23 protein-coding genes are annotated in these 21,697 nt (G+C 58.2%); 11 read left to right on the top strand and 12 right to left on the bottom strand.

The window, feature by feature from the left end; genetic code table 11:
• Positions 1-27 precede the first annotated feature (27 nt).
• Complete coding sequence (locus ACN0WW_RS15480; RefSeq protein WP_417613772.1) at positions 28-687, bottom strand: hypothetical protein; 660 nt, start codon at positions 685-687, stop codon at positions 28-30.
• 158 nt (positions 688-845) lie between these two features.
• On the opposite strand from ACN0WW_RS15480, the gene ispH reads away from it, so the two are divergent.
• From ispH to rnhA, 3 genes are read left to right on the top strand one after another with little or no spacing between them, the layout of a single operon-like run.
• Positions 846-1,805 (top strand): 4-hydroxy-3-methylbut-2-enyl diphosphate reductase, encoded by a 960-nt coding sequence (gene ispH, locus ACN0WW_RS15475; RefSeq protein ID WP_417613771.1) that lies wholly within the window; start codon positions 846-848, stop codon positions 1,803-1,805.
• Positions 1,805-2,764, top strand: a complete 960-nt coding sequence (thrB, locus tag ACN0WW_RS15470; RefSeq protein ID WP_417613770.1) for a homoserine kinase — start codon at positions 1,805-1,807, stop codon at positions 2,762-2,764. Before ispH ends, thrB begins: the two co-directional genes overlap by 1 nt.
• Positions 2,761-3,210: a ribonuclease HI gene (rnhA, locus tag ACN0WW_RS15465; protein ID WP_417613769.1), complete on the top strand. Its 450-nt coding sequence runs from the start codon at positions 2,761-2,763 to the stop codon at positions 3,208-3,210. Before thrB ends, rnhA begins: the two co-directional genes overlap by 4 nt.
• 15 nt (positions 3,211-3,225) lie before the next feature.
• Here the strand turns inward: rnhA and ACN0WW_RS15460 are convergent, their stop codons facing one another.
• The 3 genes from ACN0WW_RS15460 to ACN0WW_RS15450 all read right to left on the bottom strand — a co-directional run bounded on the left by ACN0WW_RS15460 (position 3,226) and on the right by ACN0WW_RS15450 (position 5,569).
• Positions 3,226-3,402 (bottom strand): YegP family protein, encoded by a 177-nt coding sequence (locus ACN0WW_RS15460; RefSeq protein ID WP_417613768.1) that lies wholly within the window; start codon positions 3,400-3,402, stop codon positions 3,226-3,228.
• Positions 3,403-3,488: 86 nt separating this feature from the next.
• Entirely contained in the window at positions 3,489-4,604 is a 1,116-nt protein-coding gene (locus ACN0WW_RS15455; protein ID WP_417613767.1) for an NAD(P)/FAD-dependent oxidoreductase, read from the bottom strand.
• Positions 4,601-5,569, bottom strand: coding sequence for an alpha/beta fold hydrolase (locus ACN0WW_RS15450; RefSeq protein WP_417613766.1), 969 nt, complete (start codon positions 5,567-5,569; stop codon positions 4,601-4,603). Before ACN0WW_RS15450 ends, ACN0WW_RS15455 begins: the two co-directional genes overlap by 4 nt.
• Positions 5,570-5,665: 96 nt before the next feature.
• Here ACN0WW_RS15450 and ACN0WW_RS15445 point away from each other — a divergent pair, with 96 nt between their 5' ends.
• The 7 genes from ACN0WW_RS15445 (at position 5,666) to ACN0WW_RS15415 (ending at position 12,731) form a co-directional block, all read left to right on the top strand.
• A complete protein-coding gene (locus tag ACN0WW_RS15445) occupies positions 5,666-6,148 on the top strand; it encodes an A24 family peptidase (RefSeq protein ID WP_417613765.1) in 483 nt (160 codons plus the stop codon).
• 74 nt (positions 6,149-6,222) lie between these two features.
• The gene (gene cpaB / locus ACN0WW_RS15440) at positions 6,223-7,182 is read left to right on the top strand and encodes a Flp pilus assembly protein CpaB (protein WP_417613764.1); all 960 of its coding nucleotides are present in this window, start codon (positions 6,223-6,225) and stop codon (positions 7,180-7,182) included.
• A complete protein-coding gene (locus ACN0WW_RS15435; RefSeq protein ID WP_417613763.1) occupies positions 7,182-8,804 on the top strand; it encodes a type II and III secretion system protein family protein in 1,623 nt (540 codons plus the stop codon). The genes cpaB and ACN0WW_RS15435 overlap by 1 nt, the downstream gene beginning before the upstream one ends.
• A gap of 21 nt (positions 8,805-8,825) precedes the next feature.
• Entirely contained in the window at positions 8,826-9,425 is a 600-nt protein-coding gene (locus ACN0WW_RS15430; protein WP_417613762.1) for a CpaD family pilus assembly protein, read from the top strand.
• Positions 9,425-10,711, top strand: a complete 1,287-nt coding sequence (locus ACN0WW_RS15425) for a pilus assembly protein CpaE (protein WP_417613761.1) — start codon at positions 9,425-9,427, stop codon at positions 10,709-10,711. The genes ACN0WW_RS15430 and ACN0WW_RS15425 overlap by 1 nt, the downstream gene beginning before the upstream one ends.
• A gap of 40 nt (positions 10,712-10,751) precedes the next feature.
• A complete protein-coding gene (locus ACN0WW_RS15420; protein ID WP_417613760.1) occupies positions 10,752-11,723 on the top strand; it encodes a type II secretion system F family protein in 972 nt (323 codons plus the stop codon).
• 18 nt (positions 11,724-11,741) lie between these two features.
• Positions 11,742-12,731 carry a type II secretion system F family protein gene (locus ACN0WW_RS15415; protein ID WP_417613759.1) on the top strand — a complete coding sequence of 330 codons (990 nt, stop codon included), beginning with the start codon at positions 11,742-11,744 and terminating at the stop codon, positions 12,729-12,731.
• 55 nt (positions 12,732-12,786) lie between these two features.
• On the opposite strand, the gene ACN0WW_RS15410 is transcribed toward ACN0WW_RS15415, so the two are convergent.
• The 6 genes from ACN0WW_RS15410 to infA form a co-directional block, all read right to left on the bottom strand.
• Entirely contained in the window at positions 12,787-13,230 is a 444-nt protein-coding gene (locus ACN0WW_RS15410; RefSeq protein WP_417613758.1) for a MarR family winged helix-turn-helix transcriptional regulator, read from the bottom strand.
• Between the two features lie 9 nt (positions 13,231-13,239).
• Complete coding sequence (locus ACN0WW_RS15405; RefSeq protein WP_417613757.1) at positions 13,240-15,327, bottom strand: TonB-dependent receptor; 2,088 nt, start codon at positions 15,325-15,327, stop codon at positions 13,240-13,242.
• Positions 15,324-15,956: a maleylacetoacetate isomerase gene (gene maiA, locus ACN0WW_RS15400; RefSeq protein WP_417613756.1), complete on the bottom strand. Its 633-nt coding sequence runs from the start codon at positions 15,954-15,956 to the stop codon at positions 15,324-15,326. The genes ACN0WW_RS15405 and maiA overlap by 4 nt, the downstream gene beginning before the upstream one ends.
• Positions 15,957-16,023: 67 nt before the next feature.
• The gene (locus tag ACN0WW_RS15395) at positions 16,024-17,022 is read right to left on the bottom strand and encodes a ribonuclease E/G (protein ID WP_417613755.1); all 999 of its coding nucleotides are present in this window, start codon (positions 17,020-17,022) and stop codon (positions 16,024-16,026) included.
• A complete protein-coding gene (locus ACN0WW_RS15390) occupies positions 17,015-17,584 on the bottom strand; it encodes a Maf family protein (RefSeq protein ID WP_417613838.1) in 570 nt (189 codons plus the stop codon). Before ACN0WW_RS15390 ends, ACN0WW_RS15395 begins: the two co-directional genes overlap by 8 nt.
• A gap of 115 nt (positions 17,585-17,699) precedes the next feature.
• Positions 17,700-17,918 (bottom strand): translation initiation factor IF-1, encoded by a 219-nt coding sequence (gene infA / locus ACN0WW_RS15385; protein WP_066742521.1) that lies wholly within the window; start codon positions 17,916-17,918, stop codon positions 17,700-17,702.
• A gap of 229 nt (positions 17,919-18,147) precedes the next feature.
• Between infA and ACN0WW_RS15380 the strand changes: the two genes are divergently transcribed.
• Positions 18,148-20,658 (top strand): hypothetical protein, encoded by a 2,511-nt coding sequence (locus ACN0WW_RS15380; RefSeq protein ID WP_417613754.1) that lies wholly within the window; start codon positions 18,148-18,150, stop codon positions 20,656-20,658.
• 149 nt (positions 20,659-20,807) lie between these two features.
• Here ACN0WW_RS15380 and ACN0WW_RS15375 read toward each other — a convergent pair whose 3' ends face one another.
• Together ACN0WW_RS15375 and ACN0WW_RS15370 are read right to left on the bottom strand one after the other, a co-directional pair.
• Entirely contained in the window at positions 20,808-21,128 is a 321-nt protein-coding gene (locus ACN0WW_RS15375) for a putative quinol monooxygenase (RefSeq protein WP_417613753.1), read from the bottom strand.
• Positions 21,125-21,625 (bottom strand): hypothetical protein, encoded by a 501-nt coding sequence (locus tag ACN0WW_RS15370; RefSeq protein ID WP_417613752.1) that lies wholly within the window; start codon positions 21,623-21,625, stop codon positions 21,125-21,127. The genes ACN0WW_RS15375 and ACN0WW_RS15370 overlap by 4 nt, the downstream gene beginning before the upstream one ends.
• Positions 21,626-21,697 lie beyond the last annotated feature (72 nt).

Genomic DNA, 21,697 nt, shown 5'->3' with positions numbered 1-21,697 from the left:
GCATATCTACTGTAAAGTCCGGCCACTCTAGCGGGTAGCGTTATACTGCAACTGCGCAGGAGTGAGCTGAAAACCGATCAGAAGCTCGAACGACGCTCGCGTGACGGCCGCCTTGATCGCAGGGTCAGCCAATGGATCAAGTGCCGCGTCAGGGTCACCGGGCTTGCGCTTCTTAGTCAGGCGATCGACGACGTCCTCCGGCAACCGGGCAGCAGCCGCATCCACATAAGAACCCGCTTTGCCGGAGGCGGTTGCCCGATAGGCACCATCGGCAAATTGCAGCGTCACATTGCTGATCCGCTTGGCCACAACCGCCGTGCCGCCTTGAACGACGGTAGAAAAATAAGGGATTGTCACGGTACGGGCACCGGTCGGGTCCATCCGGGAGGCATAAACGTCAAACATGGCCTCGGTATAGATCCGGGCTCCCTCGCTATTGCAGGTCGAGCGGACGTTGGTGATATTTGCGACCACGTCAATAGCGCTGGAATCGGTGCTGTTCGCCGGGTTGAAAATCGTGATGTCGCCGGTATAGTCAGGCACCGCGACAGCAGGACAGCCGGAGCGGGTGACCGAAATGCCGACGCCGGAGCTGACGTCGATAGCGCCCTTTTGGGCGCATCCGGTCACGGCCAGGATCGCGACCCCTGCCAAAATCATATTTTTCAACCGGCCATTCGCCATCATTTTCAATCCTTGTCTTTGATCACGGACAACACACATAGGCGCCATGCGCACCGATAAAAATTTCGCAACCCTTATCTGGGCCTTTAATATGGTGCAACCGTCCATAAGATGAACAGACAGGCTTTTCGCCAGCACAGTTATTCCCTAAGGTCTTGCATATGAATCATTCCGATACCCAGAAACGGCAGATAGACTTGCTTGTGGCCACGCCCCGCGGCTTTTGCGCCGGAGTCGACCGAGCGATAAAAATCGTCGAGCTCGCCATAAAAAAATATGGTGCGCCGGTCTATGTGCGGCACGAAATTGTCCACAACCGCTATGTCGTCGATGAGCTGAAAAAGCTGGGCGCGATATTTGTCGAGGAACTGGACGAAGTGCCTGATGGCGTACCGGTCGTATTTTCCGCCCATGGCGTACCCAAAGCGGTGCCGCACAAAGCGGAAGAGCGCGGTCTGGAGTATCTTGATGCGACCTGCCCGCTGGTGTCAAAAGTACATCGTCAGGCAGAACGGCAAACCGAAGCTGGGCGGCACATCATTTTTGTCGGCCACGCCAATCATCCTGAGGTAATCGGCACCTTCGGTCAGGTCGACGAAGGCCAGATGACGCTCGTCGAAACCTTGGCCGATGTTGACGCGTTGCAGCCGGAGGATCCGGACGCCCTCGCGTTTCTGACCCAGACGACGCTTTCAGTCGATGACACGCACGCGATTGTCAAGGCGCTGGAAGCTCGCTTTCCTAACATCGTCGGGCCGAAGGGTGAGGATATTTGCTACGCCACTTCGAACCGGCAGGATGCGGTCAAGAAAATCGCCGAGACCTGCCAGCTTGTGCTGGTGATCGGTGCGCCCAATAGCTCCAATAGCCTGCGTTTGGTCGAAGTGGCCGAACGCGGCGGCGCTGTTGGAAAGTTGATCCAGCGGGCCGATGAAATTGACCTCGCCTGGCTGGATGGCGTCGACAAGGTTGGGCTAACCGCTGGTGCCTCCGCCCCGGAGATATTGGTCCGCGAGGTTGTGACCAAACTCGAGGAACATTTCGATATTCGCAAGGAGAAGGTCAAGACCGCCGAGGAAAATATGGTCTTCAAACTGCCGCGCGGTCTCGAAGCCGCCTGATGGCCGTATATACCAAGGTCAGCGCGGAAGAAATCGACCGGTTTCTGACCCGCTTCGATGTCGGCACCCTGGTGTCGGCCAAAGGCATCGCCGAAGGCGTGGAGAACAGCAATTATTTGCTGGAAACGACCAAGGGCCAATATATTCTCACTCTGTATGAAAAGCGGGTAGATCCCGCCGATCTGCCGTTTTTTATCGCCTTGCTCGACCATCTGGCGGCTCATGGCTGCCGGGTGCCGCCGATGATCGCAGACCGCAACGGCGATAAAATCCAGCAACTCTGCGGCCGCAATGCGTGCCTGATCGTCTTTCTTCCCGGTGTTTCGGTGACGCACCCGACCGAAGCGCAAGCCCGCTCGACTGGCCACGCCCTGGGCGACATGCATCGCGCGCTCGCAGATTTCAAGCCGGAGCGGCGCAATGTTCTCGACCATGCTGGCTGGCGCACACTCGCAGAACAATGCGGTCCGGAACAACTGGACGATATTGCCCCCGGTCTGTCGAAAACAATCGCGCAAGAGCTAAACCATCTGGATGTGCACTGGCCGGAAGAGCTACCTCACTCGGCGATCCATGCGGACCTGTTTCCGGACAATGTTCTGATGCTGGGTGATGAAGTGACCGGCTTGATCGACTTCTATTTCTCCTGCACCGATATTCGCGCCTATGATCTGGCCGTGACCCATACCGCCTGGACCTTTTCCGAAGATGGCGTGGATTTTAACCGAGGCGTATCTGATGCCTTGATCGACGGCTATGAATCCGCGTTCACGCTCAGCGATGCCGAACGGGAGGCGCTGCCCCTGCTTGCACGGGGTGCGGCGCTCCGGTTTCTGCTCACGCGGGCCTATGACTGGATCAACACGCCAGCGGATGCATTGGTCACGCGCAAGGACCCGCAGGCGTTTCTGCATCGGCTGCAATTTTATCAAACTCACCCGGAAATTTTCAGTACATGACAGAATATAAGATCGTAGAGATTGCCACCGACGGGGCGTGCAAAGGCAACCCGGGGCCGGGCGGCTGGGGCGCTCTGATCCGCCATGGCGAAACAGAAAAAGAGATTTCCGGTGGAGAGCCAAATACGACGAACAACCGGATGGAATTGCGCGCCGCGATTGAGGCTCTGAATGCACTCAACCGTCCTTGCAGCGTCAAATTATCGATCGACAGCAAATATGTGAAAGACGGCATAACCAAGTGGATTTTTGGCTGGCAAAAAAACGGATGGCGGACGGCGGCCCGGAAGCCGGTCAAAAATGCTGACCTCTGGCAGGACCTGTTAAAGGCCGTGGAACGTCACCAGATCGAGTGGTTGTGGGTCAAAGGCCATGCCGGCAACGCTGACAATGAGCGCGCCGACCAGTTAGCCAGTGACGCCGCTCTCAACGCGGCTCGCGATTGATGATCGGCTTGAAAGCTAGCTATTGTCTTCAATCTCGGCATCGGGGCCATATTCCAGGATCGAACTGATTGCGCTTCTTGCACTCGCCCTGCTGGTATAGCCTTCTGTTGAGAAAATAACTTCGTTGTTATACTTGAAACGAACCCGAAATTCGCCCGCCTTGTCTTTCCATATTTCAAATTTATGCGCCATAATGACCCTTTCTGTCTTCATTGAGGCGAAGAAATAATAGACCCGCCGACGCTCGGCGCAAGCTTACAGTTGTAAAATAATGCGATCTAGGAAAAGCGCGATGCCGCGTATAGCCGGGCGTCGATCGTCGCTAGGCTGGCATCGGGCGGCTCGCTGAGCAGAATCGAACGCGCCAGTTTAGCAGCAGCCGGCGCGGTCTGAATCCCGAAGCCGCCCTGCCCTGCGAACCAGAAAAAATCATCGATGGCAGCATCAAAGCCGATAACCGGCAACCGGTCCGGCGCAAAGCTGCGCAGTCCGGCCCATTTGCGGGACACTCGCTTGACCTCGACGTCCATGACCTTTTCAAACCGGTCAATGGCAACCGCCACGCTCAGTTCGTCCGGAGCCACATCTCCCGGCTCGGCCGGAATTTCGTCGTGCGGACTGAGCCAGTAACTACCGCCGGCTTCCGGCTTGAAATAGAAACTGCCGTCGAGGCCAACGACCAGCGGCATGTCCTGAGTGGAGGGCGGATCGGTTTCGATCTGTACCATGTTGCGAATGAACGGCTGGATTCCGATCGGTCTGGCGCCCGCCAGTCCAGCGACGGTGTCCGCCCAGGCACCCGCCGCATTGATCAGCACGGTCGCCTGAAACAGTTGATCGCCAGCGGTCAGTTGCCAGACCCCGTCTTGTTTGCGGATATCGCGGACCGCCGCCCGGCAGATAAGGTCAACGCCCTTGCGTTTGGCGTCTCGAAGATAGGCGGCATGCAAGGCCCCGACATCAATATCGCGGCAATCGGGCTCATGGATCGCATGCGTCCAGATCGGTTTTAACCCCGGTATCAGCGATACCGCCTGCTCCCGGGACCAGCGTTCCATATTCAGCCCGCTTTCCGAAAAATCTGCGAAAAACTTGTCAATCAGTTGCTCCTCGCCGTCGCGAGCAATATTGACGGCACCGCGTGGGCGCAAAAAACCGGTGGCCGAAAATTCAGCCGGCGGATTTTCCAGAAAGGCCCGCGAGGCAGAGGTCAGAGGCTGAACCTGCGGGCCGCCATAGCTTTCTGTCCAGAAAGCGGCCGAGCGCCCGGTGGAATGATAGCCGGGATGGTCCTCGGCTTCGAGCAGCAGCACCGATCGGTGTGCGCCAATTTCCGAGGCAATGCTGGCACCTGCGATACCCGCACCAATGATTACGACATCAAACTGCTTCATTTCTTTGGTGCCACCCGGTCAAGAAAAGTGAAGCAGGCGCTCAGCGCTTCATCGCGTATTGCATCAACCTCGCGGAATATCTCATGGGCCGATTCAGGACCGAACAGTTTCATCTCCGCCCGTGGCATCAGCTGCACCGCACGCTCTATCGTTGCATGGTCGACCAGCTGGTCGGTCGACGTCGCCAGCACTAGAATTGGTATCTTCATCTCCATCAATTTCTTCCGGTTACGCAATTTTCTGGTCGAGGCATAGGCTCTCTCCACCCAACGCCAGCTCGCGGGACCCAGCCGCACGAATGGCCGCTCGCGAAACCAGAAAAACTCATCCGAATAGCGCTCGGCATCATGGGTCAACAACGCCTGCCTGGGCACATAGGGTTCCAACGGTTTTTCAGTCGGCTTCCACGCCGTCCGTTCCGAACGACCGATCGCACACATGACCTTGGCAATCCCCTGCGCGATCCATTCCGGCACACTACCGCCGGCAGGCGCAAGCATCGGCGCGCTCAAAATCGCAGCGTCAGGATGGACCCGCTGTTCGGTCATTGCCCGCAGGACGAGGTGTCCCCCCATGCTGTGACCGACCACAATATGCGGCCCAGCATGAGCAGCTTGCCATTGATCGTAGAAGACCGCCAGATCCCCGACCCAAGTCGCGAAATCATCGATATGCCCGACATGGGGATGCGGTCCGCAACGGCCTGATCCGCCTTGCCCGCGCCAGTCGACTGACGTGACATTCCACCCCCGGCCGTGAAAATCATGGAAAGTTTCAAGATATTTTTCGTAGAAATCTGCGCGCCCGGTCATGAACAGGATCGAGCCCCGCGCGGCTTCCGGCGGATCATCCGACAGCCAGCTCAGTTTCCGAAACTCCCAGCCATCTGGTCCGATCCACGGCTCTTCCACTGCACCCTCTGGCACCGCCCGGCGATCAAAGCGCTCATCTTTCAAGTCTGTCATATCACGCTGTGTCATTGTCGCTGTGTCGGAAGACAAAAATCGCTCCGGAATTCATGGTTACTATTTGGTAAGGCAAATTAACTAGACGATCTGTCTATGGATAGCGGAACCTTCATCTACTTGCTGTGGGGCGGATTGGCAATTGCACTGATTGTTGCTGCAGTTACCGATCTTAAAAGCCGGCATATTTCAAACTGGCTGAACCTTGCCATTGCCCTGGGCGCGCCCGTGTTCTGGATTTTCAGCGGCATGGCTTTCTGGCCGGACATGGTTGGTCAAATCGGTCTGGCGGCTATCATCTTCGTCATTTTCGCCGGATTATTTGCCATCGGTGCTATGGGCGGCGGTGACGTCAAACTGCTCACTGCGCTGGCGCTGTGGATGCCTTGGCTGACCTTTCTGGAGTTGCTGGTGATCATGTCGATTGCCGGCGGGCTGCTGACCCTGTTCATGATGATCGGCAAGCACATCCAAAAGACCGAGGGACCGCTCAAGGTCCCTTACGGTGTAGCCATCGCATTCTCCGGACTCTGGATGATCTGGGGCATCACCGGACAGAATTCACAAACCATATTTTAACCATTTTACTCGAAAGAGGCACGGACCGCCAGTGGAACCATTTTGGCGGAAGCATTCAGGAGGCGTGAGACGTCATGGACAAGAAGAAAATCATTTTGCTGGTTGGTGCGCTGCTCGTAGCCGCAGTCACAGCACTGATGGCAAAAAATATGTTTGATGGTGCCTCCGCGCCGCAAGTCGCCGCGAAGAAAGCCGAAGTGCTGGGCGAGGAAGTTCTCGTAGCAACGCGCGCGCTGCCCGTCGGCACAATCATGACCCCCGACAGCTTCCGGTTCCAGCCCTGGCCAAAGGAACTGATCGAAGACGCATATTTCAAGAAGGAAGGCACCGATGTGGCCACCCTGGCTGGCACCGTCGTCCGTAATCCGATCACCGCCGGCCAGCCCCTCACCAAGGGCTCGCTCGTCGCACCCGGTGATCGCGGCTTTCTTGCCGCAGCGCTCGGCCCCGGCATGCGCGCCGTCACCATACCGGTTTCCGGGCTGACTGGAGTAGCCGGTTTTGTCTTTCCTGGAGACCGTGTCGACCTGATGCTGACGCAATCGGTTCAGGGAGAAGGTCCGGAACTCAAGGTTTCCGAAACCGTGATCCGTAACCTCCGCGTACTCGCCACCGACAACCGCGTCACCGCAGCCACTAACGAGCAGGGACAGCAGATCCCTCGGAAGGCAAAGTTGGTCACCCTCGAAGCGACGCCGAAGATTGCCGAACAAATTTCGGTCGCCCAGACGCTGGGCACCCTGAGCCTGTCACTCAGATCGTTGGCAGACAGCGCAGCTGAGCTCGAAGAAGCGATTGCTTCCGGTGCCGTCAAGTTGCCAAAAACCGATGATCCGGTCGTCGAAGCTGACATGATCCGTTCGCTGGCCGCGCGGCCCACCAGCACCAAATCAACCTTCTCGACCGGAGGCGACGTTTCACGCTTTGAAACGCGCTCTCCGCCGCCGCTGGCCGAAAAGGAAAAACCCAAAGGGCCGGTAGTCCGCGTCGCACGCGGCAATTCCGTCAATGAAATCGAGTTTGGAGACAAGTAATGGCCGTAGAATATGCACAGCATAGCCGCTCGGCGAAAAAGGCACTGGGCATTGCCGCCGTTGCTGGCCTCGCCCTGGCCCTGGCCGCCAACAATGCAACGCCGCTGAATGCGCAGTCGGTCAGTATATCACAGCCGGATTCCCGCTTTTCCGTCGCGGTCGGCCGCGGCAAACTGGTCACCCTGCCCTCGCCCATTGAAGATATCTTCATTGCCGACAATAATATCGCCGATGTCCAGGTGCGGTCACCACGCCAAATCTACATTTTCGGCAAGAAGGGCGGACAAACCAGCTTTTATGCGACCAGTGCATCGGGAAAAGTAATCTACTCGGCGGAAGTGTCCGTCGGTGCCGAGATTTCGTCGATCGATCAAATGCTGGGTCTGGCCATGCCGGAAGCAAATATTGCGGTCAGCACCACGAACAATTTCGTTCTGCTCACGGGCACTATTGCCAATCCGGATGACGCCGAAGAAGCGGAAAATCTTGTTCAGGCTTTTGTCGGTGATGGCACCCGCGTGGTCAGCCGCCTGAAAACGGCGACACCGATGCAGGTCAACCTGAAGGTCCGCTTTGCCGAAGTCAGCCGGTCGCTGGCGAAGGAGATCAACGGCAACCTGCTGACCCGCGATACCACGGGCGGCTTCCAGTTTGGTGTGTCCCGCGGCCGCAATTTTGGTTCGATCACCTCTGCCACCTCCAATTTGCCCCAGCTTGACGCCTCGCAGCTATTTGGTCTGCCAGCCGGATCGGTCTCGCTACCGTTCGACCCGGCGACCGGGCAGTTCGTGACGGCCAGCGGAACCGCATTCAATTATTCAAACAGTGCGGGCCTTAATACGATACAGGCAGCCGGTCGTTTGTTTGGTCTGGATATCGCCACTGCTTTTGATGTGTCGGAGCGGGTTGGCCTGGTCAGCACGCTGGCTTCACCCAACCTGACGACAATTTCGGGTGAGACCGCTACTTTCCTCGCCGGCGGCGAATTTCCAATCCCGATCTCGACCGGCCTCGGCGAAGTCTCGGTGCAGTACAAGAATTTCGGTGTCAGCCTCTCATACACGCCGACCGTGCTCTCGAACGGCCGTATTTCCATCCGCGTCGCACCCGAAGTCTCGGAAATCACCTCAAACGGTGCCGTCGTACTCAACGGCTTCAGTATTCCAGCCGTGTCGACCCGTAGAGCAGAGACCACCGTCGAACTCGGATCGGGCGAAAGCTTCATGATCGCTGGCCTTATGCAGAACAGCTACAACTCGGCGATCGACAAGACTCCTGGACTGGCTGACGTGCCGATCCTGGGAACATTGTTCAAGTCGGACGGCTATCGACGCAACGAAACCGAGCTGATGATCGTCGTAACACCTTATCTGGTAAAACCAGTGAGCGACAGCGAGATCGTGCTGCCAACCGACGGCTTCAAGGCCGCCAATGATGCGGAGCGGTTCCTTCTGAATCGCAACCATTCCAACACCGGGGGTGACAGACCCAAACCGAGCATTGCTCCGGCGACACCGGCAACCCAGAGCTTTGGCAGCCTGGAAAGCCAAGCGCCCAAGAAATCGGCGAGCAAATCAAAGAAGTCCGGCGGAACGGCGCCCGGTTTCAGTTTCGACAAATAAGCCCGATCAGGAGAACAGAACATGCGCATCGTTTCAATGGCAATCATCGCCGGCCTTAGCCTTTCGCTTGCGGCGTGCGGCAGCACGACCGCGAACCGGAGCGTTTATAGCGAGCGCCAGCCGGTCGTCTCCAAAACGAATTTCGTGCTCGACCTGAATGCAGGCGCTGGCGGCCTTTCGACAGCCGAACAAAATCGGTTGTCGGGTTGGCTCGATGCCCTCGAACTCGGTTATGGCGACCGTGTTTCGATTGATGATCCTGGCTACACCGCCACTCCCGCGGCAAAAGCGGCAGTAGAAAATATTGTGGCAGACTACGGACTCCTTGTCAGCGACAAGGCACCGGTCACAGAAGGATATGTTCCTGCCGGTCTGATGCGGGTCGTCGTGACACGCACCTCGGCATCGGTTCCGGGCTGCCCGGATTACAGCTATCGCAGCCACACCGATTTTCAGGCGCGCACCAGCGAAAATTATGGCTGCGGGACGAATAGCACCCTTTCGGCCATGATGGCCAATCCCGAAGATCTGGTCCGCGGCGAAAATGCGAAAGGCGAAGATCAGTCCCGCGCTTCCAAGGCAATCCGTGCCTATCGTGACAAGAAAGTAGGAGGACAATAATGAACGCTCCTTGGAAACCTGGCTCGCCAAATGGCCGTGATCCGTTTGCCGCCTTTGTTTGCGATGATGATACGCTGGAGATGCTGCGCCCTATAGCTGAAGAAATGGGCTGGCCGGTCGACAAATGTCACAAGGGTGGACTGCGCAACGCCGTCCAGACACTTTCGGTTGCTGCCAGCCCGAATATTCTGTTGGTCGACCTGTCGGAATCGGGTGATCCGCTGAACGATATCAACTCGCTCGCAGAAGTATGCGAACCGGGCACTGTTGTGATCGCAATGGGCCAGGTCAATGACGTTCGCCTCTATCGCGACTTGATCGTCAGTGGCCTGCAGGATTATCTGCTGAAGCCGTTCAGCCCGGAACAATTGCGCGACGTTCTGGCGCAGGCGCAAGCGGTGCTCAACGCTCCGAAAATAGAAGAGGCACAGGCTGGAAAACCGCATATTTCCACAGCCGTAATTGGCACCCGCGGTGGTGTCGGAGCTTCAACGATTGCGACGTCACTCGCATGGTTGCTGAGCCATGATCAGGAACGGCTGACGGCATTGCTGGATCTGGATGTTCATTTCGGCACCGCCGCTCTGTCACTCGATCTGGAGCCAGGTCGCGGCCTGACAGATGCGATCGACAATCCAAGCCGTATCGATGGACTGTTCATTGAACGCGCCATGATCAAGGCCAACGAGAAGCTGTCGCTGCTGTCCGCCGAAGCACCGATCCATTCGCCGATCATGACCGACGGCACGGCATTCTTCCAGCTGCAGGAAGAATTTCGCGCATCGTTCGATTGCACGGTCATCGATTTGCCACGCGATATGCTGATCAATTATCCCCATCTGCTGGGCGATGTGAACGCAACGGTCATCGTGACCGAACTGACCTTGGCGTCGGCACGTGACTGCATTCGTTTATTGTCGTGGCTGAAATCTCATGCAGCCCAAAGCAAGGTCTATGTTGTTGCCAACAAGGTCCAGACTTCCAATCTGGAAATTAGCCGGCAGGATTTCGAAGGTTCAATCGAACGCAAAATCGACGTGATGATACCGTATGATCCACGGACCGCCGCTCAGTCAGCCAAATTGGGCCAGGCTCTCGTACAGGCCGGAAAATCAAGCAAAGCCTCTGCGAAGATCGTCGAGTTGACCAGTCTTGTACTCGGCTCCGTTAGCGGTGGCGAAGAAGCCGATGACCTGAACGACAAGAAGTCGTTGCGCGAGAAATTCGGCGATCTGAAGTCACTTCTGCCGTCGAAAAAAGCCAAAGAGGATGCTGCGAGCGTCTGAATCAGGCGCAAGCGCTTTTCAGCTTTAAAGGAATTAAGATATGGATATGGTGCAAATGGCAATTTTGGCGGCGGGCGTTCTGGTGGCGCTGATGCTGCTGATCATTGCGTTTGCCGGCCCATCCGCGTCGAAAGCGAGCGCAAAGCGGCTCGACAAACTCAAATACCGCCATTCCGACAGCGCTGAAGTAAAAGTGGAAGCGCAGATGAAAAAGGCGCTTTCTGCCAGACGCAAAACGACCCGCCCCAGGGGCGATACGATGACCAAATTGGAGACTTTGGCCATCCGCATGGAAAAAACCGGTCACAACTGGCCGCTTTCCTATTTCTTTTACGCAGCAGGCGGCCTGTTTGTAATCTCGTCGGGCCTTTTGTTTCTAAAAGGCGCACCACTTTTACTGTGTCTTTTTGTCGGGCTGTTGCTCGGTGCGGGACTGCCCCATTTCATCGTCGGATTCCTGATCAACCGACGGATTGCGAAATTTACTGCCTCCTTTCCCGACGCCATCGAATTGCTTGTTCGCGGGCTGCGGTCCGGTCTTCCGGTTACCGAAACAATCGGCGTTGTTGCGAAAGAGATTGATGGTCCTGTGGGCGAGGAATTCCAGAAGGTGGTCGACCGGATCAAGATCGGCCAGACCATGGAAGACGCGCTGCAAGAAAGCGCGAAGCGGATGGATACACCTGAATTCCAATTCTTCTGCATCACATTGGCGATTCAGCGTGAAACTGGCGGTAACCTGGCGGAAACGCTGTCCAACCTCGCCGACGTTCTGCGCAAACGTGGCCAGATGAAACTCAAGATCAAGGCAATGTCCTCCGAATCCAAGGCTTCAGCCTATATCGTCGGATCGCTGCCGTTCATTGTGTTCGGTCTGGTCTATTCGGTAAACCCCACTTACCTGGCCGGCTTCTTCTACGAAGAGCGGCTTATCATCGCCGGTCTCGGCGGCCTGTGCTGGATGGGCATCGGGGTGTTCATCATGGCCAAAATGGTCAGCTTTGAAATTTAGAATGAAGGTGCAAGGCAAATGACCGTGAGCGGCGGACCAACATTATTCGGTGTAGATGTGCTGTGGGTAGCGACCATATTGTCGGCCGTTGCCGCAATGGCGGTCATCTTCGCCATCTATGCCGCAGTGACGGTGCGCGATCCCATGGCAAAGCGGGTCAAGTCCCTGAATAAGCGCCGCGAGCAGTTGAAGGCCGGTATCATGGCTTCAACCACCAAGAAACGGGCGAAGCTGGTACAGCAAAACGACACCACCGACCGCATGCGCAATCTGCTGTCGTCTATGAAGGTGCTGCAAGAAAGCCAGGTCAAGGAAGCACAAAAGAAACTGGCACAGGCCGGCATCCGGTCAAAAGACCTGGCTTTTCTGATAATTTTCAGTCGTTTGGTTTTGCCCATCGTGCTTGGAGGCGGCGCAGCGCTGGCCATATACGGGTTCGGTTATCTTTCGGATTGGTCCGATCTGAAGCGTTTCGGGGCCTTCGCCGGCGCAACGATTCTGGGGTATAAAGGCGCGGATATTTACATCAACAACCTGATTGCCAAACGGACCGACCTGATCCGCAAGGGTCTGCCGGACGCGATCGATCTGCTGGTCATCTGTGCCGAAGCAGGTTTAACGGTCGACACAGCCTTTGCCCGTGTTTCCAAAGAACTCGGCGGGGCCTATCCGGAATTGGCAGACGAATTCTCGCTGACCTCGATTGAACTGGGCTTTCTCACCGAACGGCGGCAAGCCTTTGAGAATCTCGCCTACCGTGTGGCGCTGGACCACGTCAAAGGCGTTGTCACTACGATGATCCAGACCGAAAAATACGGTACGCCGCTAGCGTCTTCGCTGCGCGTATTGTCCGCAGAATTCCGCAACGACCGGATGATGCGTGCCGAAGAAAAAGCGGCCCGTCTTCCGGCCATTATGACGATCCCGCTGATCTTGTTCATTCTGCCGACATTGTTCATCGTGATCCTCGGCCCAGCGGCCTGCTCGATCTCGGACGCTATGATGTAGCGAAAAAGACGACAGCGATCATCAAGAGAGCGGCAGTCATCTGCCGCTCTTTTTTTTACCCGTTTGCGATAGTGTCTGCGGACTGTTTGATTTTGGCCAGCATCGCCGACAATTCGGTTTTCTCGTCTTCGCTCAGCACAGCCATGATTTTCTTGTCCATCGCCTGGGCGGCAGGCAAGATCTGGCCGTATAATTCGCGCCCTGTCTTGCTCAGCAGCAGATGATGGGACCGCCCGTCGGCGCTATTGGGACTGCGATCGAGCAGGGCCCGGTCCACGAGATTTTTGACCGCCCGGTTGACCGTCACCTTGTCCATCAATGTCGCTTCGACCAGGTGCCGCTGTGTCGATGCGCCGCGCGTGCCAAGCACGGCCATGACCCGCCATTCCGGGATTTTGAGGCCGAAACGGCTTTTATACTCGCTCGCAATCAGATCGCTGACAGCGTTAGACGCCGTCGACAGCTGGTAGGGCAGAAAATCATCAAGCAGAAAGTTCATATATAATATTTATTCAATTCTAGCGCGAAGTCCAATCCAAAATGTCCGGGGAAACGCGCGTTCTATTATTCCATTGCTACTGATCGCTGCCTCTACGCGGGCGTCGAGAAGATTTTCAACCCGCGTTTCGACGAGCAGCCGATCATTGACGGCCAGCGCCATGCGGCCATCGATGGTAAAAGCATCGGCAAGGCTAAGGCGATTAACATCATCCTCGAATTGCTGACCAATATAGCGCGCGGACAGGCTTGCTCCGCTACCATCGCTCCTTTCCCAGCTGATCGCCCCTGACAGGTTGTGGCGGGGAACTTGAGCCGGCCGCAATCCGTCGATCGGAGCAGCTGCGCCCGCCCCCTCGACCGAAGCATCGACAAATGCGTAGCCGGCGCGAACGGTCAGGCCATCGGCAAGATCGTCGAGATCGAACAGAGCGTCGACTTCGATACCCTTTGACTGGATCGACTCCAGATTCTGCCGCTGGCTGTAGGTCGCCCCCGCTGCGACAAAACCGACGCCGGGGAACAGCCCAGGTCCCTTGGCCAATGTCACATTTGCGATGGCGTTATCGAGCTGGTTATAGAAAGCGGTAACCCCCAATGTCACCGCGCCACTCGCCCAGTCGAGGCCAATTTCTGCGCCCTTGACCCGTTCCGGTTCCAGCAGTTCGTTGGCCGCCGTTGCGTCATTTCCGACCCGAAAAGGCCGGAACAATTCGTTCAGCGTCGGCAGGCGCCAACCCAGATAGGCCACTCCCCGCAAGGTTAGGGCGCTGGTCGCATCGAAAGCAAAGCCACCGCGTCCGGTAAATTCACTGCCGCTACGATCAGTGAACCGTTCGTCCGTTCGCACTGAACCGGGAAACGGATTGATCAGCTCGATTTCTTTGCGAAAGCCGTCATCGATCGACCAGAAGTCGACCCGTCCGCCACCAGTCAGAACCAGCGCATCGCTCGCCTGCACGCTGGCTTCCACGAAACCGCCATAGGTCGCGGTGCTGCCCCCTGCCCGGCGGCTGCGGCGCGGCGTATCATTGTCGGCGAAGAAGAAATTCTCTTTGGTTTGCCCCTCCGTCCGCCGCCAGTCGCCGCCAATACGAAGCTCGACATTGTCGCCCACCGGTGGCCGTACTTCGAACCGCGCGCCGAGGCCAGTGGACGGCACATTATATTGTTCGAACACCCGCCTGACGGAATTGCGATCATCCGAGACACCGCCGAAGCTGACATCGAAATTGCGGATCTGGACATAGCCAAGCGCCGACCATTGCCAGTCGGAGCCGCGGTTGACCATGCGGATGCTGGCGTCGGTGCCGTCATTGTGGTTCTCGCTGAACGCAAAGCCTCGCTCCCGGTCATCGATGTAGGTCCGGACGTTGGCTTGCAGTTCCGTCTCGTCGGACAGAGGCGCAACGAAGCGTACCGCCAGACCAGCTTGCTCATATTCCGCGGGACGATCAACGGCGCCACGCTGGCCTTCGATGATCGGAATAAACCCGTCGCCGCGCGCATAATTGGCAGAGATGGTGAGTTGTCCCTGCCCCAGTTCGCGGCCAAACAGCAGATCGGCATCGACGCTGTTGCGGCTGCCATAAGCGGCCCCGAGCTCGATGGCGTCGCCGATATTGTCGCTGAACAGCTCAATGGTACCGGCGATCGCCCCCTGCCCGTCGGCCCCGCTGCCTCCGCCACGGCGGATACGGGCTTCAGCCAGCGGCAAAGCGTCATAACCCGGCCAGGCCACCCAACCGCCGAAGGGATCAGCCTGCGGGACCCCGTCCAAGATCAAAAGCGCGCGCGAGGACGCATTGCCTCCCAGCCCGCGCAGGGTGACGCCTTGACTGGTCGGGTTGGCAGAACGGGCATCAGACCGGCGGAACTGTTGCAGTCCCGGCACATCGCGCAAAATATTTTCCACGATTTGTGGAGAGTCGAGAGAAATTTCGGTGCTGTTATAGGCGCTTTCACCGAGCGATAGCGGCAGGCCGGTCACGACGATCTCGCCGGCATCACCACTGACTTGCTCTTCCGCCCACGCGGGAACGCTCGCGACCCACAAAGGAGCCAGCAGCGGCAGCACCAAAATCCGCGTTATTGTCATTCTGGTTTCACGGCTTCCGGAGCCGCTTTCTGAAACGCCTCAAGCGCATTGCACGCGGCATCTATACGGACCAGTGTGGGAAACGGGCTCAAATCCGTCTCAAACCTTCGCGCATTGTATATTTGCGGGATCAGGCAGACATCTGCCAGATTGGGTTGCTCGCCGCCGAACAAACCAGCTTCCGGTGCCATCTGCTCAAGAGCGGCAAATCCCTCTTTGATCCAGTGGCGATACCAGCGATCAATCGCTTCCTGATCCTGTCCCAGTTCAGTCTTCAGATATTTCAGGATCCGCAGATTGTTGACCGGATGGATATCGGCCGCGACCACCATCGCCTGAGCAAGCGTTCTGGATCGCGCCACTGGATCGGCAGAGACCATCGGCGGGTCTGCATATTTCGCATCCAGATAGTCGATGATCGCCAGCGACTGGATCAGGTCCCGCCCGTCGATCGACAGCATGGGCACCAAGCCCTGGGGATTGCGGGCGACATAGTCCGGTGCCTTTTGCGCGCCTTCGAGCAGGCTAGTGTCGATGGACTGATAGGCGACGCCCTTGAGGTTGAGCGCGATGCGCACCCGGTAACTCGCCGAGCTGCGCCAATAGTCGTAGAGAATGATATCTGTCATGTGCTGGCTTTGACCATTGGCCGTCGCAAAAGCAAGTCTTCCCGTCCTTTCCCCCAGGCGCCGGTGATCAGCCCACCGAAGCTCCGTCAATGGAAATCCTTCCCTCTGCCGCAACCGACACCGGACGGCCGGTGCGCCGGGCCAGTTCGTCGAGAAGCGGCTGTCTCAGCTTGTTCGCCACGGCCGGATGCACATTCAGTTGAATCGGCCCGACACCGCCATCCCGCTCAGCCTGCCGCAGCAGATTCAGAGCCATATTAGTCGCATGGTTGGCTTGCAGGATTTCCGGCACCGAGGGCCGCATCTTGCGGCTGACAATCTGCATGAAACCAAAGCCGTTGATCGCCGTGCGTTCGCAATTGGCCGTCATATATTCATCAAAAATAGCGTTAACGGCGGCCCGTTCCGGCTTCGCCTGCAGCGTCGGAAAATCGATCCCGATATTGCCGCCGATATCTAGCCGCACGACCGTCTTGGCGATTGCTTTCGCCGCCCGTTTCGCCAACTCGAAAGGAGGCAGGGGCCCATCGACGTCGATGACCGTCATTGCGGGGGTCATAGAAAGCAACAGGCTTCCGTTCTTAAAGTCTACCCGTCCGGTTTCTGCCTGCTCGATCGCCTCGTGCCAGCCGTGCTCCGCCAAAAAGTCCTGATCGTGGGCGTGGACCTGTTGGACTGGCAGCCCGGTCGCGCGGATTTCAGCTAGCAGGTCCGGACCTTCGCTGGCCGGGCTATTCTTGTCGACCGGCTGCGCCTTGGCGCGCTTGGCCTGACCGCCACGTTCGATCTGTGCAGCACGCACGATCTCGACGCGCACCGCTGCCCCTTCGGTTAGCCCCTTGGGCAGCGGCTGGAGCAGCGCTTCCTGCCCGTCCGTCAAGATCACGATTCCGGATTTTCCAGCAACCCACTGCCGGGTAAATCGGGCGTCGACAACCGCACCCGGCCGTGCCTGCCCATCAGCACGCTCGATCCGGATTTGCACCAGCTCGCCATTTTCCAGTCGCAGAGCGCGATTCTCGCCAATTCCGGCTTCGTACAGCCAGCCGTTGGCAAAATCAGCCAAGGGGATAACCGGCGCTGATCAGCAGGTTGCGGGTCTCGTAAAGCGGCAAGCCCATGATCCCGCTATAGCTGCCCGACATCCAGGTAACGAAGGCTTCCGCCGTGCCCTGGATCGCATAGCCGCCGGCCTTGCCCTGACCTTCGCCGGTGGCAATATAGGCCTCGATCTCGTGCGGCTCGAACCGCTTGAACTTCACGATACTGTCCGACAATTTGGTGCGCGCAGTGCCATCCGCCGCGATCACGCAGACGGCGGACATCACATGATGCCGCCGGCCGCTGATCAACTGCATGAATGAGCGCTGCTCCGCCGCGTCGGCCGCCTGCCCCAATATCCTGCGGCCCACGGCAACCGTGGTGTCGCCGGCGACCAGCACTTCCTGGTCCTGGCGTTCGACGGCCGCGGCCTTTTCGCGCGCCATGCGCATTACATAGTCGCGCGGCAGCTCGGCCTTGTGCGGGGTTTCGTCAATATCGGGGGAGATGATCCGGTCAGGGGTGACACCGAGACGGCCAAGCAGTTCCAGACGGCGCGGACTGGAGGAAGCGAGGACCAGTTTCATATGTTCACTTTCGTCATGCTGAACTCGATTCAGCATCCAGAACGCCAAATCGCAAGCCCAGTTTTATGACATGCCTGGATCCCGGATCAAGTCCGGGATGACGAGCCATAGCTCGTCACTTGAAACGATAGGTGATGCGACCCTTGGTCAGGTCATAAGGGGTGAGCTCGACGAGCACTTCATCGCCAACCAGCACGCGGATGCGGTTCTTGCGCATCTTGCCGGCGGTATGTCCGAGGATTTCGTGGCCGTTTTCCAGCTCGACCCGGAACATGGCGTTGGGGAGCAGTTCGCGAACCATCCCCTTCATTTCCAATAATTCTTCTTTTGCCATATGGCGCTGTATTTTCCCTAATGGTGCGATATTCTCGCGTGTTGCAGTGCGCCATAACGGCAAATGCGCAAAAAGGGAAGGCTTTGCTGTATCTGGTGAAATGATAGTAGCCCCCAGTCACGCAGCGATTTCCCTGCGACAATTTAATACAAAGAAACTATACCATTGGTGCGACCTGCATGGCACTTCAGACATCTTCTATCCCCCTTAGTTCCAGCTAGTGACCGAAATGATGATATCTTCCCCCCGATCCCTATTAACCGCCTCTCCCCTGGTTCTGGCAGGACTGTTATTTTCTCCGCCAGCCAGCGCACAAGTCAGCAATCCCGAACCCGAATATGCGGATGAGGAAATCGTCGTGATCGCGGAACGGCCGCGCGGCGCGGTCGTCACCGAGGTGCCCCCCGTCGTCGAGCTGTCCGAAGCAGACATAGCCAGCTATGGTGCGTCTTCCGTCTCCGATCTGCTTGACGCGCTCTCCTCGCAGACCAGCTCCAGCCGGGGCCGCGGCAGCGGTCGACCGGTGGTGCTGATCAACGGTCAGCGCACCTCCGGCTTCCGCGAAATCCGGGACCTGCCACCAGAGGCCATTCGCACCGTTCAGGTGTTTCCGGAGGAACTGGCGCTGCAATATGGCTATCGGCCGGATCAGCGGGTCATCAACTTCATCCTCAAGGACAATTATACCGGGCTCAGCGCGTCTGCGGAATATGGCGTCCCCACGCAGGGCGGTCAGGGACGGTCCGAACTGGAAACCACGCTCACCCGCATCGGCAAGACAAGCCGGGTCAATATCAATCTCGAATGGCAGAACAACACGGCGATCACCGAAAGCGAGCGGGACATCATCCAGAACGCGGCCGGCGCTCTGGTCAATCTTGGCGATTTCCGGACGCTGGTGGCACCGTCAGACAATGTCGAACTCAATGCCAATTACAGCCGCGCCTTCGACAACGGCATGTCGCTGTCGCTGAACGGCGGCTATGTCTATGACAAGTCGCGCGGCCTCCAGGGACTGCCGAACGGAACGCTGCAGGTCGCTGGTGATCCGCTGTTCCGCTATTTCACCGAATACGGCCCGCTCAACCGGGTCCAGGAATCCAACACGGCGCAGGCCGGCCTCACCCTGAACGGCAATCTCAGCGAATGGCGCTGGTCGCTAACCAGCGATTATACGCGCGCCCAGACCAATAGCGACACCGACCGGTCCGGCGATATCAGCGCCCTGCAGGCAGCGATTGATGCGGGTCTTGTCGATCCACGCGCCGACAGTTTCGGCAATCTGCTGGGCGCACCGGTCACCGACAGCGCCCGGGTGGTCAACCAGACTTTCAACAATCTGGCGACGCTCTCCGGCAGCCTGCTGAACCTGCCCTCCGGCACGGTCACGACCACCATCCGGGCGGGCTATGATCGCGAAGATCTGGATAGCCGCGAAACCCGGCGCGGGGTCCTCACCGCCACCAATCTCGGCCGCGACAAGCTGAGCACAGGCATCAATATTGATATCCCGCTGGCCGACGAGAATATCGACGTTGTCGAGGCGATCGGCAAATTGTCGGTCAACGGCAATCTCGGCTATTCTGACCTGTCCGATTTTGGCGGCCTCGTCGAATTCGGCTTTGGCCTGAACTGGGAACCGTTCGACGGGCTCGTTTTCACCGCCTCTGCGATTGGTGAGGAAGCCGCTCCCGGCATCACCCAGCTCGGCAACCCGGTGATTATCACGCCGGACGTAACCACCTTCGATTTCGTCACCGGCCAGACCGTGCTGGCGGCGATCACCACCGGCGGCAACCCCGCGCTGCTGGCGGAAAAGCGGCGGGACATCAAGCTGGCGGTCAACTACCGGCCCGAATGGCTCGACGGCTTCACTTTTCTTGGCGAATATTTCCGCAACAACAGCAGCAACGTCGCGTCGAGCTTCCCCTTGCTGACGCCCGAGATCGAGGCCGCCTTCCCCGACCGGGTGACCCGCGATCCCTCCTGCCAGCTGGTTGCGATCGACCGGCGACCAGTCAACTATGCCAATGTCCGCAGCGAACGGATCCGCTACGGCATCGATTTTTCCAAACGCTTTGGTGAGCGGCGCCGCGGCGGGCCGGGCAGAGCGGGCCGGGCGGAGCGCTCACCGGGCGGGCCTGGAGCTGACGCCAAAACACAGGGAGACAAGTCCGCAGAAGGCACTCCCCCCAAGACTGAACAGAGTGAACGGCGAGGAGGCCCGCGTGGCAGCCGTGGAGCGGGCGGACGCAACAGCGGCGGACGCTGGCAGGTTTCCGCCTATCACACGATCCGCCTGCAGGACCGGATCCTGATCCGGCCGGGCGTCGAAGAACTGGATCTGCTAGATGGATCGGCCATCGGTTCCTCCGGCGGCAGCCCGCGTCACGAGTTCGAGATCAACGGCGGCTGGTTTAAGAACGGCATCGGCTTCCGTCTCGACGGCAAGCACCAGATCGCGACCCGGGTCAATGGCGGCCTGACCGGCTCAGACCTGCGCTTTTCCGACCTGACAACTTTCAACCTGAGGGTGTTCGTCAATCTTGATGATCGCGGCAGCCTGACCGAGAAGATCCCCTTCCTGAAAGGCAGCCGCATCGCCTTCAAGGTCGACAATATCTTCAACGACGTCCAGACCGTCCGCGACAGCAGCGGCCTGGTGCCGCTCAGCTACCAGCCGGGCTATCTCGATCCGGTCGGGCGCTATATCGAGATCGATTTCCGCAAGCGGTTTTAGCAAGTTGCGAAAGCGAGGGATTGCGTTAGCCCTGAGCCCGCCCGAAGGGCATTACTGGGATGCCGTTAGTGGTGAGCTTGTCGAACCACGCCTCTCCGAGGACAAGCGCCGTTGAGCTTCGCTCGCCCTCTGGGTCGACAGGCTCAGGACTAGCGCTCTATTGAACTCAAGTCCTCAGCCGACACCGCTTCCGCTCGATAAATCCTGATCTCGGGCCGCCCGCCAACCAGCGCGGTCAACCGTTTCACAAAGGCCCCCGATTCCGGCAACGCAAAATGGGCAGCAACGGCAGCCTCATCTCGCCACTCCTCGTGAAAAAACAACCGGTTCGGATTCTCGCAATCCGCATGGATATGGTGCGAGAGACAGCCCGGTTCGGCGCGCGACCGGGCGCTATGCTCGGCGCACAAGGTGATGATGTCCGCGCGTCGGTCAGCCGGGACAGCAAAAGAGGCAGAAATGATAATCACAATTTCAATGTCGCCCGCGTCGTGCTCTTCGACATGAAATAGGCCAGCACCGCTGCGATAATCGTAACCAAGGCGATAAATACCCATGGCGCAAAACGCAGATCCGGCGCGGCGCTTTCCAGCACCAGTCCGATCAGCACGGCGGGAATCAGAGTCAGCACCAGATGCTTGAGCGCCAGCCCAAACGGCGCAAATCCAACGCGCGTATCAGCGGCCAGACCAGGGACGATCTTGCCCGCCTTGCGCTGGGAGACGGTGATCGGATAGACGATCAGGGTCAGCAGTATACTCATCAGCACCGCGATCCCGACCAATGTTCCACCGAGACTGGGGTTCGTATCGCCAAAAGGCAGCGTCCCCGGCACAAAAGCCAGATTACGCGTCAGCCAGTAGTTGATCCCGCCAGCGAGCACGATATTCACCACCGCGTCCCCTCTCGCCTGCTTCTCTACAAAGGCGTCCATGCTCATAGGCGCGGCGGCGGCAACGGTGGCCATATTCTCTCTCCTGCTTTTTTCGAGAGAGTGACGGCGGCGGTTCGAAAGTCAAGCAGCAAGCATCACCGCCTT

The organism is Parasphingorhabdus sp., assembly GCF_048269865.1.
Classification (GTDB): domain Bacteria; phylum Pseudomonadota; class Alphaproteobacteria; order Sphingomonadales; family Sphingomonadaceae; genus Parasphingorhabdus.
Note: the sequence above shows the minus strand (reverse complement) of the source record. Positions and strands in the feature narration are given on the sequence as shown.